General features: G+C 72.9%; 14 protein-coding genes. 1 reads left to right on the top strand and 13 read right to left on the bottom strand.

Features of this window, described 5'->3' with window-relative positions; translation table 11 throughout:
• Positions 1–63: 63 nt before the first annotated feature.
• Positions 64–1,785, top strand: coding sequence for an energy transducer TonB (locus R2J75_RS12060; protein WP_316410256.1), 1,722 nt, complete (start codon positions 64–66; stop codon positions 1,783–1,785).
• A gap of 204 nt (positions 1,786–1,989) precedes the next feature.
• On the opposite strand, the gene R2J75_RS12065 is transcribed toward R2J75_RS12060, so the two are convergent.
• The 13 genes from R2J75_RS12065 to flgG all read right to left on the bottom strand — a co-directional run bounded on the left by R2J75_RS12065 (position 1,990) and on the right by flgG (position 15,913).
• Entirely contained in the window at positions 1,990–3,033 is a 1,044-nt protein-coding gene (locus R2J75_RS12065) for a DUF2344 domain-containing protein (protein ID WP_243346572.1), read from the bottom strand.
• Between the two features lie 283 nt (positions 3,034–3,316).
• Complete coding sequence (locus tag R2J75_RS12070) at positions 3,317–4,402, bottom strand: hypothetical protein (protein ID WP_243335656.1); 1,086 nt, start codon at positions 4,400–4,402, stop codon at positions 3,317–3,319.
• 1 nt (position 4,403) lies between these two features.
• On the bottom strand, positions 4,404–5,222 hold the full coding sequence (locus R2J75_RS12075; RefSeq protein WP_279342026.1) for a helix-turn-helix domain-containing protein: 819 nt from the start codon (positions 5,220–5,222) through the stop codon (positions 4,404–4,406).
• Complete coding sequence (locus R2J75_RS12080; protein ID WP_243335657.1) at positions 5,219–6,166, bottom strand: AAA family ATPase; 948 nt, start codon at positions 6,164–6,166, stop codon at positions 5,219–5,221. Before R2J75_RS12080 ends, R2J75_RS12075 begins: the two co-directional genes overlap by 4 nt.
• 9 nt (positions 6,167–6,175) lie before the next feature.
• Positions 6,176–7,384, bottom strand: a complete 1,209-nt coding sequence (locus R2J75_RS12085) for a sigma-54-dependent transcriptional regulator (RefSeq protein WP_243346573.1) — start codon at positions 7,382–7,384, stop codon at positions 6,176–6,178.
• Position 7,385: 1 nt separating this feature from the next.
• Positions 7,386–8,783, bottom strand: a complete 1,398-nt coding sequence (locus R2J75_RS12090; protein WP_316410257.1) for a type I 3-dehydroquinate dehydratase — start codon at positions 8,781–8,783, stop codon at positions 7,386–7,388.
• The gene (mazG, locus tag R2J75_RS12095; RefSeq protein ID WP_243335660.1) at positions 8,744–9,544 is read right to left on the bottom strand and encodes a nucleoside triphosphate pyrophosphohydrolase; all 801 of its coding nucleotides are present in this window, start codon (positions 9,542–9,544) and stop codon (positions 8,744–8,746) included. The genes R2J75_RS12090 and mazG overlap by 40 nt, the downstream gene beginning before the upstream one ends.
• 13 nt (positions 9,545–9,557) lie before the next feature.
• The gene (locus tag R2J75_RS12100; protein WP_316410258.1) at positions 9,558–10,949 is read right to left on the bottom strand and encodes an FAD-binding oxidoreductase; all 1,392 of its coding nucleotides are present in this window, start codon (positions 10,947–10,949) and stop codon (positions 9,558–9,560) included.
• A complete protein-coding gene (locus R2J75_RS12105; protein ID WP_243335662.1) occupies positions 10,946–11,968 on the bottom strand; it encodes a 2-oxoadipate dioxygenase/decarboxylase family protein in 1,023 nt (340 codons plus the stop codon). The genes R2J75_RS12100 and R2J75_RS12105 overlap by 4 nt, the downstream gene beginning before the upstream one ends.
• A gap of 46 nt (positions 11,969–12,014) precedes the next feature.
• On the bottom strand, positions 12,015–13,961 hold the full coding sequence (locus tag R2J75_RS12110; protein ID WP_243335664.1) for an aconitase family protein: 1,947 nt from the start codon (positions 13,959–13,961) through the stop codon (positions 12,015–12,017).
• Between the two features lie 53 nt (positions 13,962–14,014).
• Positions 14,015–14,374 (bottom strand): hypothetical protein, encoded by a 360-nt coding sequence (locus R2J75_RS12115; RefSeq protein ID WP_243335665.1) that lies wholly within the window; start codon positions 14,372–14,374, stop codon positions 14,015–14,017.
• A 55-nt stretch (positions 14,375–14,429) separates the two neighbouring features.
• On the bottom strand, positions 14,430–15,128 hold the full coding sequence (gene flgA / locus R2J75_RS12120; RefSeq protein ID WP_243335668.1) for a flagellar basal body P-ring formation chaperone FlgA: 699 nt from the start codon (positions 15,126–15,128) through the stop codon (positions 14,430–14,432).
• A complete protein-coding gene (gene flgG / locus R2J75_RS12125; protein ID WP_243335669.1) occupies positions 15,125–15,913 on the bottom strand; it encodes a flagellar basal-body rod protein FlgG in 789 nt (262 codons plus the stop codon). The genes flgA and flgG overlap by 4 nt, the downstream gene beginning before the upstream one ends.
• Positions 15,914–15,921: the final 8 nt, after the last annotated feature.

The following is a 15,921-nucleotide window of genomic DNA, read 5'->3' on the forward strand; positions in this document are numbered from 1 at the left end:
CTTGCTATCGTTCATTATCAACCTGGAGTGGAAATGGCCTCGTATACCCGTCTCGGATCGTACTTGCTTTCCAGCGAACTCTCGGCGGATCCCCTCGGCAAGGTCCACCGGGGCCTGACCCTGAACGGCAGCGCCTTCGGCAAGCACGTGCTCATCCGGACCTTCCCGGACGAGGTGGCCGAAGCGGGCTTCTCCGCCAAGGTCCCCGAGGCCCAGCGCGTCGCGGGCCTCCTCGCCGGGACCCGCGGCCTCGGCACCGGCCACCACGTCGAGGCCGGGCGCGCCCCCCACGCCGTCTGCGACTACATCCCCGGGCGCAGCCTGGCCCAGGTGATCCGGAAGACCCGCGAGGAGCAGATCCCGCTCGGGGTCGACCACGCCCTGTCCGTCATCCAGGGCATGGCCCAGGCCCTCCTGGCCCTGGACGCCAAGGGTCTCCACCACGGCCTCCTCACCCCGCACAGCGTCTGGGTGAGCTACGAGGGCGCCACACAGATCATCGACACGCCGGGCGCCGCCGCCCTGGCCGCGGTCCTGCCCAAGGCGCGCCAGCTGGAGCAGACCCTCTCGCCCTACCGGCTCCCGGGGGCCTCCCCGCTCCACCAGGACCTCTACGCCCTCGGCGCCGTGCTCTTCGAGCTCCTGACCCTCGAGGCCCCTCCGGCCCGGGACGCCGCGGCCGCCGCCATCTCCCGCGCGACCCTCAAGGCCGCCCAGGAGGACGGCCCCATCCCCGGCGAGATCGCGGGCCTCCTGCGCAGGCTCCTGGCCGAGACCCAGGGCTTCTCCAGCCTCGGCGAGTTCAACAAGGAGCTGGAGCGCGTCCTCTACGACGGCGACCACAGCCCCACGACGTTCAACATGGCCTTCTACATGCATACGCTCTTCCGCGAGGAGAGCGAGCAGGACGTCCAGGCCATCAAGGCCGACCAGGCCGCGGACTTCACCCCCTTCCTGCCCTCCGACGCCTCGGCCCACAACGTCCTCGTGGCCCCCGACGGCACCAGCCGCGCGAAGTTCTTCATCTGGGGCGGCGTCGCCCTCGCCCTCCTCTTCGGGGTGATGGGCTACAACTACCTCCGGAGCACCCGGATGAACGAGGACCTGCAGCGGCAGCTGGCCGAACTGCAGCAGAAGAACGCCGCCAACGACAACCGCCTCCAGGACCTGGCCAAGCAGGAGGAGGCCCAGAAGGCCCTGCAGGACCAGCTCGCGAAGAAGGCCTCCGAGGCCAAGACCGCCGAGGAGCGCGCCCGCGCCAAGAAGGACCTGGAGGAGGCCAAGGCCAAGGCCGAGGAACTGAACCGCCAGAAGGAGGAGGCCCTGCGCAAGCGGCAGGAGATCGCCAAGGAGACCACGGCCATCGCCCAGGCCGCCGCGCCCGCGGCCCAGCCGCCCCAGCCCGCCCCCGTGCAGGCCCCCGCCCCCGCCCCCAAGGTCGAGCCGGCCCCCGCCCCCGTGGCCCAGGCGCCCGCGGCCCAGGATGTGGTGGAGACGGCGGCCCAGATCGTGAACCGCACCGTGCCCGCCGCGCCGCGCATCAACAAGAGCTTCCTGCCCACGGCCCTGCGCGAGCAGGAGATCCGCGTGCAGCTCAAGGTGATGGTGGACGCCGGCGGCCGCCCCGCGCGCGTCGTGATCGTGAAGGGCGTCGACGGCCCCTTCGGCTACAACGACGCCGCCCAGCACGCCGCCCTCAACTCCACCTACAGCCCCGCCACCCGCAACGGCAAGCCCACCACCGGCTGGCTGACCCTGGAATACAACTTCGGGCGGCCCCGCTGATCCGACGGTGACGTCTTGGCGGCGGCAGGTTCCTGTCCCTCCCTTCCGCCCTGGTCCGTCGATGCCGGCGCAGCCGGCAAGGTGGAACCCCGCTTCCCAGGCCCCTGAACCGGCACCGGCCCTGAATGCGCCAGCATTCAGGGTCCGGTCATGCGTTTGCCGAGGCGGACTGGAGGGACACGGACCTGCAGGCGCCCGGAAGCCTCAGTCGTGGAGGCGGATCGGCTCGTCGTCGTCCTCGTCGACGATGCGGATGTTGGGGCCCGATTCCAGCAGGACGGCGTCCTCGAACATGTTGTGGAGCTTGGGCGCGTAGCGCTCGGCCTCCAGGAGGCGCGGATCCTCGTCCAGCGCCAGTTCCAGGCGCTCCAGCCCCAGGACCTCGGCGGGTTCCCGGCCCAGGATGGCGGCCAGCAGCTTCCGCGGGTTCAGGGCCTGGCCCTGGCGGATGGCGGTGCGGAAGACGAGGCCCCCGTCGGCCCAGGCCATGTCCTCCACGAGGGAGCGGATCTCGACGCGCTTGAGGCCCTTCTGGCCCCCGGTCTTGCCCGCCTTCTCCATGGCGAAGGACTCGGCGGCGAGGAAGGCCCCGGTGCGCCCCTCAGCGGCCTCCCGCTCGGGTCCGGGGCAGGCCCACCGCCACAGGGCGGACCGGCAGAGATCCGCGACGGGCGAGGCGTAGGTGGGCACCAGGGCCGCGTCCAGGAAGGCCACCCCCGCCGGGGCGTGGGCGTCCAGCAGCGCGGGCAGTTCGCCGAGGGGCAGGCCGGGCTCGCGATCGAGGCCGACGTCCACCCACTCGCCCCGGCCCGCCACGCCCTGCGGCAGGGGATGGCCCAGGACGAGGGCGGGCCTCGGCACCTTCTCCAGGCCCATGGCCAGGGGCAGGCCGGCATCCAGGAAGGCCCGCGCCAGACTGGCCAGGAGGGCCGGCGGGTGCAGGTCGGAGGCCGGGGCGTCGACGGAGAAGCGCACCCGCACCTTCCGGCGCCGCGGATCGTTCTGCCACCCCGCCATGCGCCGGCCGCGATTGGCCGCCACCTGGGCCTTCAGGCGCCGGCGGAAGTCATCCCAGGCGGGATCGCCGGCCCGCGGCCGGGACAGGGCGAGGGCATGTTCGGCCGTGCCTTCCTGGACCAGGCCGGCCAGCCATCCTTCCAGGACGTCGGCGGGGGGCACCTCGCCGGTGACGGCGGCCTGGAGGGCGGAAAGCACGGGTGTTGCGGAAGCGCGCGGGGCCTGGGTCATGGCCCTCCAGTCTACTCCTGAACGGTTTTCCGGCCACCTCCGGGGTTTTCCGCGACCGCTGCTGATTTCTCCGCGGGGAATCCCCGAGTCGCTATGAGAATCAGGTAAGGATCGGATTGCTGCGTTCTCAGTGCAGGGAAATTCCCCGAAGCGTTCGGCAGTCCAAACCCCCTGTGTTTACGCCATTTCCCGCAGCCCTGCGCCGGATGTTACAAGGCCGGACGCCGACCAAGAAGGCTGCAAAAGTCATGAATCGATTTTTACCTTCCGCGCCCCCGCCGGCTCAGCGGTGCATTTTCGATTCGAGGTAGCGCTTCGCCTCGCGGCGCAGGACCTCGGTCACGCCCTTGTCCCGCATGAGGAGCTTGAGGTCCAGGTCCACGAGGCGCTTGAACAGGTTCAGGGAGATGGCGATGGGCGTCTTGGGATTGAGGACGAGGGCCTTGACGATGGGGTACTTCTTGAGCCACTCGCGGTTGGCGGCGATGACCCGGATGACCTCCTCGTTCACCGTGCGCATCTGGGCGATGAAGGCCACTTCCCCTTCGGTGATGCGCGGGTTGCGGACCACGTTCACCTGGATGAGCCGGTTGGCCTCCCGGATGAGGAAGGTCCGCTCCTCCTTGCCGCCCTTGATGGCGAGCATGATCTTCTGGTTCGTGCGCAGGCGCATGATCCGCTTGGTGAGGGAGAGGGGGATCGGGTTGCCCTCGTCGTCCACGTAGCCTTCGGCCTCGGGCCGCGCCGCGTCGACCTCGGCCTCCTCCGCCGCCTGGGGCTCCTCCGGCGCCGCGGAGGGCATGGGCAGCTCGGACCACGCCCGGTCCAGGCGTCCCGCCTCGACCTCGTCGATGATCTCCAGGCGCTCGGCGGCGATCTCGGGGGTGGCCAGCCTCAGCACGTCCCTGCGGAATTCGTTCACCCGCCGCTTGATGACGTACTCCGCTTCCGGGTGCTCCTCCAGGAGGTCGAGGATGGCGGGGCGCTCCAGCCAGAGCACCTGGTTGTTCAGGGGGATCTCGAGGACGGAGCCGGGCAGGAACGGCACCACGCGCTCCATCCAGGCGGAGGTCATGTCCGGATGGAGGAGGGCGGTCTCGAGGAGGGCCGGTTCCTTGCGGTAGGTGAGGATGAGTCCCAGCGGGTCGGGCGGGTCCTGGGGCAGGAGGAGCGCGCTGGACAGGAGGCTCTCCGGCATCGCCGTCAGGGTCCCGACCGCGGCCTCCTTGAAGGGCGTCTCCTGGAACACCGCGTGCGCCAGGCCCACGAGGAGGTCCCCGGGGGGCACCGGGAGGTTGCCGGAGACCAGGGCCTTGGCCATGGCTTCGGGCAGCTGTCCGTCGATGAATTTCTGGATGATCAGATGCACGTCATTCCTCTTCCTGGTCGGTCTCCGGCGGGGTGGACGGCCTGTTGGGCGGAACGGCCTCGGGCACGATCAGCTCCCCCGTGCCGGTGAACTTCCCCGTCCAGGCCTCGCCCACGGCGCCCCCGTGGCGGATGCGCCGGCCCGCCACGTCCAGCACGGCGACGCCCGCGTTGTCGATGGCCACGGAGAAGGGGCCCTTCACCCGCAGCTGCCAGGGGTCCGAGATGCGGAGGACCCGGGCCTGGGGCGGCTGGCCCTGTTCCTGGGCGATGGTCACGACGCAGGTGTCCAGGGCCCGCAGGGCCACCAGCACGCCCTCCTCGTTGACGGGGGCCTCCGGCAGGACCTCCCCCACCACGGGATAGGGCCCCGCGGGGGACGCGGGGGTCCACCGCGGCGGCGGCGTCCGGTCCGCGGCCGTCAGCTCCTCGCGGCGCTCGCGCCGGAGGCTGCGTCCCGGCACCACGAGCCAGAGGACCAGGAGGATGGTGGCGGCGGTGAGACCGCCCATGAGCACCCGTTCGAGGCGCTCCCGGCGCGGGTCGGGCGGCTCCTGCTCCATGGCCCCCGGGAGTCGGCTCCAGGGTTCGGACAGGGCCTCCAGGTCCACGCCCAGGCGCTCCGCGATCTGGCGCGCGTAGGGCCGCTCCCGGCCCGGGGGCACCTTCTCCCAGGCGTCGGCCTCGACCGCCTCGAGGATGCGGACGCTGATGTTCAGGTCGAAGCCCAGGGCGTAGAGGGAGATCCCCTGCTCCAGCCGGGCCTTCCGAAGCGCCTCCCCGATCCCGGGCGGGGGCGCGCCCTGGGCCTCGCCGCTCAAGGCTTCCACCCCACGGGCACCGTCTCGAGCACGCGGGCCAGCTGCTCCCGGCGCTCGTCCCGGTTGAGCCGGCGGTCATCCATGACGCCCCGGTGGGCCATGGCGTCCCCCAGGGTGCCCTGGAGATCGTCGGGGGTGGTGAAGCTCCGCCCCGCCAGCCAGGCCTCCGCCTTGGCCAGGGCCAGCCAGTGGCCCGCGGCCCGGGTGCTGCAGAAGCCGCGCCCCTCCCGGATGGAGGCGACGACCCGCTCCGCGTAGTCCAGGGCCGCGTCGGCCACGCGGACGGTCTTCACCGCGGCCCGGGCGCGCCGCCATCCGTCCAGGTCCAGGGCCGGCTGCAAACGATCGAGCGTATCCGCCCCCGCCTCGCCCCGGAGCACGAGGCGCTCGGCCCGGGGGTCCGGGTAGCCCAGGTGGAGGACGCAGGCGAAACGGTCCATCTGGCTCTCCGGCAGCGGAAAGGTGCCGGCGTGGTCCATGGGGTTCTGGGTGGCGATCACGAAGAACGGATCCGGCAGGCGGTACGTGGCCCGGTCCAGGGTCACCTGGCCCTCCACCATCACCTCCAGCAGGGAGCTCTGGGTCTTGGGCCCGATGCGGTTCAGCTCGTCGAGGAGGAGCACGTTGGCGAAGACGGGGCCCTCCTGGAACCGGAAGCGCTGATGCTCGGCCTCCCACAGGTGGACGCCCAGCAGGTCCGAGGGCAGCAGGTCATTGGTGCCCTGGACGCGCTGGTAGGAACCGCCCAGGAGCCGGCTGAGGCCCTTGGCGAGGGTGGTCTTGCCCACCCCGGGCAGATCCTCCAGGAGCAGGTGCCCGCCCGAGAGGAGCACCGCCAGGGCGCGGCGCACCTGGCGCTCCTTGCCCACGACGACGGACCCGAGGGCGGCGAGCCCGTCCAGGACCGCCTTCCTGATCTCCATCTCCCCCGGCTGCTGCGTCATGGTTCCATCCTAGTCGCCATCCAGGGGAATGCCATGGTCCCGGAGGGCCTTGGCCAGCGTCCGGAGGGTGAGTCCCAGGGCCTGGGCGGCGGCGGCGGGCTCCCGGCCCTCCAGGGCCCGGCGCAGGAGGGCCCCCTCCGCCTGGGCCGTCACATCGTCCAGCATGGCGCCCAGGGCGCCTTCGGGGGGATAGGAGAGCACGAGGGGCAGGCCCCGGCCCGGCCCCGGCGGCGGCAGGGGCGCCAGGGCCGGGCCGGCGGTGGCCGCGAGGGCCTGGTCGAGGCACCAGGCCAGCTCCCGCACGTTGCCGGGCCAGCCCCGCTGCAGCAGATCTCGCTCGGCCCCTCGCTCCAGGAAGGGGACGGGGCGCCCTTCCTGGCGGGACCGGGCCTCCAGATAGGCGCGGAAGAGGGGCAGGACGTCCTCCCGGCGCTCCCGCAGGGGCGCGATCCCGAAGGCCAGCACCCCCAGCCGCATCCGCAGGGACTCGCCGAGGGCTTCCGGCTGGCGGCAGGCGCCCATCCAGTGGACTTCGCCGGCCCCGGGCAGATCCATGGCCGCCGCGAGGGCCTGCTGGGACGGCGCCTGGTCCAGGTCCGTGAGGTAGAGGGACCCTCCCCGGGCCACCGCCAGGTCGTCCGGACCGGGCACCCGGCCCGCGGCGGAAAGGCGCAGGAACGGAGCCTGGGGGTGGCGCAGGGCGTGCAGCCGCCGCGCGGCCCGGGCCTTGCCGGCCCCCGCCTCCCCGTGGAAGAGCACCGGTTCCCCGGATTCCGCCGCCCGGGACAGGGCCCGGTCCAGGGCCGTCATCGGCCCGCTCACCGCGATCCACGGCTCCCGCGGATCCGGCGGCGGCGCCAGCCCCAGGGCGCGCATCCGCGCGAGGACGTCCAGGAAGGCGTCCAAGTCGAAGGGCTTGGCCAGGAAATCGTCGGCCCCCCAGCGGATGGCCTCCACGATGTCCCGGGTCTCCCCGAAGGCCGACATCACCACGGCGCGGATGGCGGGCTGGAGGCGCTTGGCGGCCTTGAGCAGCTCGAGGCCCGTCATGCCCGGCAGCCGGAGGTCGGTGACCAGGGCCTCGAAGGGCCTCTCCTTCAGGGCCGCCAGCGCCTCGCGGGGGTCCCCCACGGCCGTGACGTCCCACGCGCCGTCCGCGAGGGCCTTGACCAGCAGCTTCCGGAAGCTGTCCTTGTCCTCGACCAGCAGGATGCGCACCTCAGGCCCCCCCGCATTCGCGCACGAAGTGCTCGGACTGGAGCCGGGCCTGGGCCTCGAACAGGGCGGCGCCCTCCACCAGCCGGAGTCCGGCCTCCCGGGCCCAACGGGCGAAGGCCGTGTCCTCCTTGTAGATCCATTCCACGGCCCAGGACGCGGTGGCCCCGGCCGCCGCCAGGAGTTCCGGGAAGGGCGCGGGATCGGCGGGATCCATGCCCAGGGACGTGGCCTGGACCACGCCCGCCGGCGCGAAGGCCGAGACCTCCCGCGGGTCCGCCGGGGTGCGCCGGGAGACGCGCAGGGCGGGCCGGCCCGCCCGGGCCAGGACGCCGAGGGTGGTCGCGGCCACGCCGCCGTCCCCCAGGACCAGCACCGGCCCCGGCGGGAGCGGGGCGAGGGCCGCCTCCAGGGCGCCCGCGTCCGTGTTCGCGCCCGTCCAGGGATCGCCCGGCGACCTGCGGTAGAGGGTGTTCAGGGGCCCCTCCAGGCCGAGGGCCCGGGGCAGGCGCTCCTTGAGGGGGGCGGTGAGGCTCGCGCCCAGCAGGGGCAGCGCCTCCAGGGCCTCCAGGGCCTCGAGCGCGTCCCCGCACTCCAGGGGCAGGTAGAGCAGGTCCTTGAAGGCGGCCTTGAAGCGCGCGTTGTGGTAGGCCGGGCCCCGGGAGTGCATCACGGGGCTGCCCATCACGCCGCAGAGGGCGTGATGCCCGTGGAGGCGGTGGCAGCGCCAGGCCAGCATTTGGGCCAGGGGCACCTGGCCCGGGGCGGCGGGTGGGCCATCGTCGGGCGCGGCGTAGGTGAACGCGCCCCCCCAGGCGAACTGCATGCACCGGCTGGCCACGCCCCGGTCGCCCATGAGGAAGGCCGACAGGAAGATCCCCCGGGCCGAGGCCCAGGCCAGGGCGTCCTTCAGGCGCGCGTTGTCCGCCAGCTTCGTGGCCCGGCCCACCCACTTGTAGGCCTCGCCCTCTGGCAGGTCGCCCAGGCGTGCGTCCAGGTCGAAGACCCCCTCCCCCACGTGGACGGAGCGCAGGAGCCGCAGGTGGGAGCGGTGGGCCTGGATGCCCTCCGGCACCGGCAGGTCCCACTCCAGGTCCAGCCAGGCCGGCCTCGCGGCGGCCGCCTCGCAGAGGCGCGCGAGACGGTCGGCCTCGTTGCCGTCCCAGGCCCCGCCCTCCGCCCTGCGCCGGCAGGTCACGAGGCAGCGCCCCCGCAGGGCCTGGACCATGGCCTCCGGATCCCCGTCGGGATGGAGGTCCAGCCGCACCTCGGGCAGGGCCTCGGGGGGCAGGCGCCGGGCGCAGGCCAGGGCGTCCTCCCAGGCGGGATGGGCGAGGGTGACGAAGTAGCGCGGCGGCGCCGTCACGGCGCCTCCGTCCCCGCGGCCTTGGCGCGCTGCCAAGCCGCCTCCATGGCTTCCATGTCCTGGGCCTCCCAGCCGCCGTTGGCCTCGGCGTGGTCCTCCACGTGGCGGAACCGGCCCCGGAACCTGGCCATCTGCCGGCGCAGGGCCCGGTCCGGGTCCACGCCCTTCTTGCGGGCCCACTGCACGAGCGTGAACAGCACGTCGCCGAACTCCGCCTCCACGCGGTCCAGGTCGCTCTCGGCCTGGAGCTCGCGGATCTCCTCGCCCACCTTGTCCAGGACGCCGTCCAGGTCCTCCCAGTCGAATCCCACCTTGCCGCACTTGCGGCCGATCTCCATGGCCTCGTCCAGGGGCGAAAGGCTCGCCGGCATGCTCTCCAGGAGGCGCTTGCGCGCGGTCTCGCCGCGTCCGGCCTTCTCGTCCTGCTTGATGGCGGCCCAGTTCACGAGCACGTCGTCGGAGCCCGACACCTCCACCTCGCCGAAGACGTGCGGGTGCCGGCGCACCAGCTTCTCCACCACCATGGCCTCCACGTCGGCCAGGTCCCAGGCGCCCCGCTCGTGGGCGATCTGGGCGTGGAAGGCCACCTGCAGCCACAGGTCGCCCAGCTCCTCGCAGAGGTGGCGCTCCCGCTCCGGGTTTCCCGGCTCCAGGGCGGCGAGGGCGTCCAGGACCTCGGCGGCCTCCTCGCGGAGGTACCGGGCCAGGGTCCCGTGGTCCTGTTCGAGGTCCCAGGGGCAGCCCGTCCCGGGTTTCCGGAGGGCTGACATGACGGCGCGGAGGGAGGTGGGGGTCATCCCCCCATTGTACCTACCAGAGCCGGGCGGTGCCCAGGATGCCCGCCGGATCGAAGTGCGCCCGGAGGGCGGCCCCGGCGGCCTTCACCGGCGCCGGGGTGAAGCGGTCGAAGCTCCGCTGGTTGTGGGGCCCGACCCCGTGCTCGGCGCTGTAGCTGCCCCGGAAGCCCTCCACCGCCAGGGCGTAGAGGCCCGCCTGCACCTCGGGAATCCAGCCCGCGGGGTCCCCGGGGGCCGCCTCCTCCCGCCAGACCAGGTTCAGGTGGGTGCCCCCGTCCCCCCAGTGGCCGAAATCGCACACCCGCAGCCAGGGCCAGGCCGCGGCCACCCGGGCCCGGGCCTCGGCCGTGAACGCGGGCAGGCTCGAGCGGGGCACCGACAGGTCGAAGGCCAGGACCCGGCCCTCCTCCCGCAGGGATTCGGAGATGCGGTGGCGGAGGGCCCAGAAGGCCTCGGCCCGGCCGAACCTGGCGTCGAGGATCCCCGGGCCGCCGGCCTCCAGGTGGGCCTCCAGGACGCCCTGGAGGGCGGCCTCCAGGTCGAAGGCCGTGGCCGGCAGCGCGGTGGAGGCCTCCACCAGCACCGCATAGGGGGGCACCAGGTCGAAGGGGTTGGGCAGGTGCCGGAACACCGGGGCCAGGGCCTCCGCCGACATGGCCTCGAAGGCGCTGAGGGTCTCCCCGAGGCCCGCCTCGGCCGCCAGGAGCAGGGCCAGGGCGGCCGCCCCGTCCTCCACGGCCACGAGGGCCGCCGACACCTGGCGCGGCAGGGGCGCCGTCTGGAGGGAGGCCGCCGTCACGACCCCGAAGAGGCCCGAGGTGCCGGTGAACAGCTGCTTCCAGTCGAGGCCGGCGTTGTTCTTCCGCAAGGGCGAGAGGGCGTCCACCACGGTGCCGTCGGCCAGGACCACCTCCACGCCCAGGAGGTTGCGGCGCACGTCCCCGTAGCGGAGGAGGCGGGTGCCGCCGGTGTTGGTGGCCACCATCCCCCCGACGCAGGGATCGGCCCCCAGGTCGACGGGGAAGAAGAGGCCATGGGGGGCCAGGGCCGCGTTGAGGGCGCTGAGGCGCACGCCCCCGCCCGCGAGGGCGGTGCGGTCCGCGGGATCCACCTCGAGGCGGTCCAGCCGCTCCAGGCTCAGCACGGCCATCTCCCCGCCCATGTCGGGCACGGAGGCGCCCACGAGGCCCGTGTTGGCGCCCTGGGGCACCACCCGGACGCCCTCGGCCCGGCACCGGGCCAGCAGGGCAGCCACGGCCTCCGTGGTCGCGGGACGGGCCACGAACCGGGCCCGGCCCTGGCCGTAGCGCCAGCCGGTGACGTAGGGGGCCATTTCCTGGGGATCGGTGATCAGGCCGCCCGGCCCGAGGAGCGCCTCCAGGCCGGACGGGACCGGGGCGCTCAACGCCCCTCCCCGGCCGCGGTCATGCGGAAGATGGCCTGGGCGTTGCTCGTGTCGAAGCCCAGGTCCAGCCCGCCCGCGGGCAGCGGCCGCCGGGTGATGAATTCGAAGAAGCTCCCCGGCACGCGCTGGACGACGGCCCCCTCCGGGGTCGCGAAGGTGCGCTCGACGGCGTCGGCCCGGTACGCGGTCTGCAGGACGCGGCCCGTGGCCGAGACCTCCACGGCGTCCTTCATGGGCCGGCCCAGGGCCTTCTGGCGGGCCGCGAGGGCCTCCACGTCGGGCACCCGGTCCGTGGCGTGGTTGAAGGCGTTGCCCTCGGTGGCGATCCAGGCCATCTCCGGGCTCGCCTCGGCGAGGACGCGGTAGTCGTCCAGGGCGGGCGCGTCGTGGTGGCGGTCGAAGCAGGCCGCGAGGTCCGGCAGGAGGGAGACGGCCTCGGCGGGAGCCAGGCGCCCCTCGCCCCCGAGCCGTTCCAGCAGGGCCGCGGCCCGCGGCGGGAGGGGATCGGCGGAGCTCGCCAGCACCCGCTCCGCGGCGCCGCGGAAGGCGGCCCCGAAGCCCTCGGGATGGAACTCGCTCACGAAGTACTGGGGCACGTCCTCCGGCAGGTCCAGGTGGCGCCAGGCCCGGCCCGTCATGGCCAGGCGGTCCAGGGGGTAGGTCTCCGCGCAGGCGAAGCCCAGGGGCCGCAGGATGCGCGTCAGGGCCTCCTCCCCGGGCGGCAGGGCCCCGCAGGGGGCCAGCACGGTCCGGACGGCGCCGTGGTCCAGCACGAGGGGCCGCCCCTCCCGCGCGAGGTCGTCGGCGTAGGCGCGCGCGGAGGGCACCCGGCCCAGGAGGTCCCTCAGGAGGATGAGCGCGAGGGCGAAGGCGATGCGGGCGCGGTCGGCGGACGGCGCGGGCCCGGCCAGGGCCTCGGGCACGCGCACCGCGCCCAGGAGCACCCGCGCGCGCCGCGCGCCCAGCGCGCCCGCGACGAGGCCCTCGAGCAGGTCGTCTTCACCGCCAGCCTTCCGCATCCCGCCTCCACGGGGACAGTCCCCGATGGTTGGATGCCGCCCGGAATCAGGGCGTTCCCATCAAGGTGTCGGCGCCGCAGATGTAGCCCTTGAGGGCGCTGGCGGCCACGGTGGCCGGGCTCGCGAGCCAGACCTGGCCGGGTCCGCTCCGGCCGGGGTTGTTGCGGTTGATGGCGCTGATGGTGACCTGGTCGGGCCGGGTGGAGACGCCGGGCCCGGCGTTGATGCAGGCGCCGCAGCCGGGATCCAGGATCCGCGCCCCGGCCTCGTCGAAGGCCCTGAGCCAGCCCTGGGCCTCGGCGTGGGCCCGCACGTCCTCGCTGCCGAGCTGGATGAAGAACTGCACGCGCAGGGGCACGGTCATGCCGCGCGCGAGGCCCCAGCTCACGACCTCGTAGACGCGCTCGAGGTCCTCCCGCTTCGCGCCCGTGCAGCTGCCCACGTAGGCGATGTCCACGTCCACCTGGCGGTCCAGGGCCGCGAGGGGCAGGCCGTTGCCCGCGAAGCCCGGCGAGGCCAGCATGGGCGTCACGGCGGAGCAGTCCACCTCGAGCTCGCCCTCGTACACGGCCCCGGGATCGCTCCGCATCCAGGGCACGAGGCCGATCCTGCGGCCGCGGCGCTCCTCGACGTAGCGCACCGTCTCGGCGTCCGGGGCGATGATGCCCGCGAAGGCGCCGGAATCGGCGGCCATGTTCGTGAGGGTGGCGCGCTCGTCGGTGCCGAGGCCCGCGAGGGCCTCGCCCTCGTACTCGATGATCCGGCCCTTCACGTGGCCGTCCCGGAAGAACGGCAGGGTGAGGAGGTGGAGCACCAGGTCCTTGGCGAAGACGCCGGGGCCGAGCCGGCCCTTCAGCTTCACGAGGACGCTGGGCGGCACCGTGACCCGCACGTCGCCGGTGACCCAGGCGCAGGCGATGTCGGCGGCCCCGACCCCGAAGGCCAGCGCGCCGAGGGCCCCGGAATGGGAGGTGTGCGAATCCGTGCCGACGATGACCTGCCCGGGCAGGGCGTACCGCTCGGCCATCAGGACGTGGCAGATGCCCTCGCAGCCCGTCTCCGCGTCCTCGCCGTGGAGGCGGATCCCGTTGGCGGCGCAGAACTCCTCCTGCATGCGCTTGATCCGCCTGGCGGCGTCGGCGATGCCGGGCTGGCCCTGGTCCTGGGTGTAGAACCGGCCGAGGAAGGTGAGATGGTCGCGGAAGGCCAGGATGCTGTGGGTGTCCTCGAAGGGGACGCCCTCCCCCAGGCGGTCCTTCACCATGGCCACGGCGAGGGGGGTCACGGTCTCGTGGGAGAAGCGCCAGTCGGCCTTCACCAGGATGCCGTCCCCGGGGGCCACCGCCTCGAGGCCGCAGGCGTCATAGCCGAACCCGTGCCGGGCGGCGCGGGCCAGGAGCTTCTCCCCGTAGGTCATCGGGCGGGGCGCGCGCGAGACTTCGGGCAGCCGCGCCTCCTCCCGGAGCCGGGCCTGCGTGTACTCGAAGATGCCCCCCGCCCTGACGATCTCGGCGGTGAGGGCGTCGAGGCCGCGGGTGAAGAGGTCCATGGGCAGGTCCTCGCCCTGCCGGATGCGCTCGACGAGCCCCATGTCCGTGGACGTGAGGAGGCCGAGGGCGTGGCACTGCTGGCGGTAGGCGGGATCGAAGCTCTCCGCGATGACCAGGCGGATGCCCGCGGCGCGCTCGGCGTAGGGCGCCGCCTCGCGCGGGCCGCCGCCGCCGTGGCGCTTGCCCGAAACCACCACCTGGAAGCCGCCCCGCTTGATGAAACCTTCGTGCATCGGGAAGGTCCCACCGCAGAGGCAGCCGAGGTAGGCGAAGTCCCCGAGGCGCTGGCCGAAGTAGAAGCACACCCAGCCGGGGGCGATCTCGTCCACGGTCACGTAGTCCCGCAGGGCGGTCACGCCGACGCGCAGATCCTCGCCCTGGAACTGGCTCCGGAGGCGGGCCGGGTCTTCGCTGAGCAGAAGAACCCGGCCATCGACCTTCACGGAATCCCCCTTCATGTCACAAGAATGCCACAGAACCCGGGGATGGGGGAGGGCTACTTGCCCTCTTCCTCGAGCTTGGCGGAAAGATCGTCGAGGTGGGTGAGGAGGCGCTGCGCGAAGGCCTCGTCCTCCAGGATGGTGAAGTCGTCGCCCTTGACCTCGAAGATCTCGATGGTCAGGTTGGCCTCGCCCTCGGCCTCGTCGCCGGCCTCGGAGTAGGCCTGGACCTCGGCCAGGGGGGCCATGATCGCGAAGTGGCGGCCTTCGAAGTCCACCTCCTCCAGGATCGCGAACTCCTCCTTCTCGCCGTTCTCGTCCTCGAGCTCCACCACCTCGATCTCGTCCTGGTGGTCCTCGTCGTGGCCGCAGCCGCAGGTATGGTTGGGGTCGTTGTGATCGTGCTCGTGGGCCATGACGGGCTCCTTACAAGCCTCCAGACTAGGGCTTTTGGCCTTTCGCGACCAGCCCTTATTTGCTGCCGCCCACCCGCACGCGGGCGGCCCCCGGCCCGGTGACCACGGCCTGCACCAGCTTCCGGTTGGTGGGCATTTCCAGCCTAATGCGGTCCCCGGCCGCCCCGGAGGACTTGGCCACGGCGTCCACCGAGATGGTGAGGTCCCCGTCCACCAGTTCGAGGCGGACCGGGTCCCCGGCGTTCACCAGGGGTATGGCCTCCACGTCGGTCCGCACGAGGAGGTGTCCCTCCGTGACGGGCCCGCGCAGCCGGTGCCCGGGGGGCACCTCCCGCAGGGCGCCCGCGGGGGGCACGCCCTCGAAGTCCACCGGCTCGAGCAGCGCGGCCTCCAGGGGGGTCTTGCGGGGCTGGGCGGCCCGGAACTTCAGGAGCTTCCCGGCCCAGCGCCCCTCCAGGTCCACCCGGACCATGCCCAGGTTCCGCCCGTCCGCCAGGGCGTTGAAGGATACGTAGAAACGCCCGGTGAGGTCGTTGCGGCTGAGGTGGGCGGGCTCGAAGGCCAGGTCCCCCTTCGCCGGCCGGGGCAGCACGGGCATGTGGACGACCTTGAAGGTGTAGCTCCCGTCGCGTCCCGCCGCCTGTTCCTGCACGTAGGCCAGGGCCTGGGCCTGGAGCCGGTCCCCCGGGGGCAGGACCACCGCCTCGCCCCCGCGGAGGAGCGCGCAGCAGAGGAGGAGGACCGCGGCCTTCATCGCTTGAGGGCGGCCACCAGCTGGAGCATGTTGTCCGCCGTCTGGATGGTCTTGGAATTGGCCTCGTAGGCGCGCTGGCCGATGATCATGTTCACCATCTCGTCGGCCATGTCGACGTTGGAGACCTCGAGGAAGTACTGCTGGATGGTGCCGAGCCCGGTGAGGCCCGGCGTCCCGTCGATGGCGTCGCCGCTGGCCAGGGTGGGCTGGAACAGGTTGCGGCCCAGGGCGTTGAGGCCGTTGGGGTTGATGAAGTTGGAAATGGTGATCTGGCCCACCTGCTGGGGGGCGGTCTGCCCGGGCTGGGTGACGGACACGGTCCCGTCGGTGGCCACGGTGACGCTGGTGGCGTCCTGGGGGATGGTGATCTGGGGATCCAGGGGGTTGCCGTTGGCCGTCACGAGGTTGCCGTTCTGGTCGAGGCTGAAGGAGCCGTCCCGGGTGTAGGCGAAAGTCCCGTCGGGCATGGTCACCCGGAAGAAGCCCGCGCCTTCGATGGCCATGGAGTACTGGTTCGTGGTGCTCTTGAGGCTGCCGGTGGTGAACTCCTTCACCATGGCCGTGAGCCGCGCGCCGTGGCCGATCTGGATGTTGCCGGGGAACGTGGTCGTGGACGTGGTGTTGGTGCCGGCCGTGTTGATGGTCTGGTAGAGCAGGTCCTGGAACTCGGCCCTGGACTTCTTGAAGCCCGTGGTGTTGATGTTGGCCAGGTTGTTGGAGATCGTGTCCATGTTCACCGTCTGCACGTTCATGCCGGCGGCGGCGGACCACATGGCTCTCATCATGGCTCACT

It is taken from the genome of Mesoterricola sediminis (assembly GCF_030295425.1).
In the GTDB taxonomy this organism is placed as follows: Bacteria; Acidobacteriota; Holophagae; order Holophagales; family Holophagaceae; genus Mesoterricola; species Mesoterricola sediminis.

What these genes read in the sequence shown, in the direction of transcription:
- R2J75_RS12065 (WP_243346572.1), bottom strand. Translation starts at nt 3,033, where the DNA reads ATGACCCAGGCCCCGCGCGCTTCCGCAACACCCGTGCTTTCCGCCCTC.
- R2J75_RS12080 (WP_243335657.1), bottom strand. Translation starts at nt 6,166, where the DNA reads ATGACGCAGCAGCCGGGGGAGATGGAGATCAGGAAGGCGGTCCTGGAC.
- mazG (WP_243335660.1), bottom strand. Translation starts at nt 9,544, where the DNA reads ATGACCCCCACCTCCCTCCGCGCCGTCATGTCAGCCCTCCGGAAACCC.
- R2J75_RS12105 (WP_243335662.1), bottom strand. Translation starts at nt 11,968, where the DNA reads ATGCGGAAGGCTGGCGGTGAAGACGACCTGCTCGAGGGCCTCGTCGCG.
- R2J75_RS12115 (WP_243335665.1), bottom strand. Translation starts at nt 14,374, where the DNA reads ATGGCCCACGAGCACGATCACAACGACCCCAACCATACCTGCGGCTGC.
- flgA (WP_243335668.1), bottom strand. Translation starts at nt 15,128, where the DNA reads ATGAAGGCCGCGGTCCTCCTCCTCTGCTGCGCGCTCCTCCGCGGGGGC.
- flgG (WP_243335669.1), bottom strand. Translation starts at nt 15,913, where the DNA reads ATGATGAGAGCCATGTGGTCCGCCGCCGCCGGCATGAACGTGCAGACG.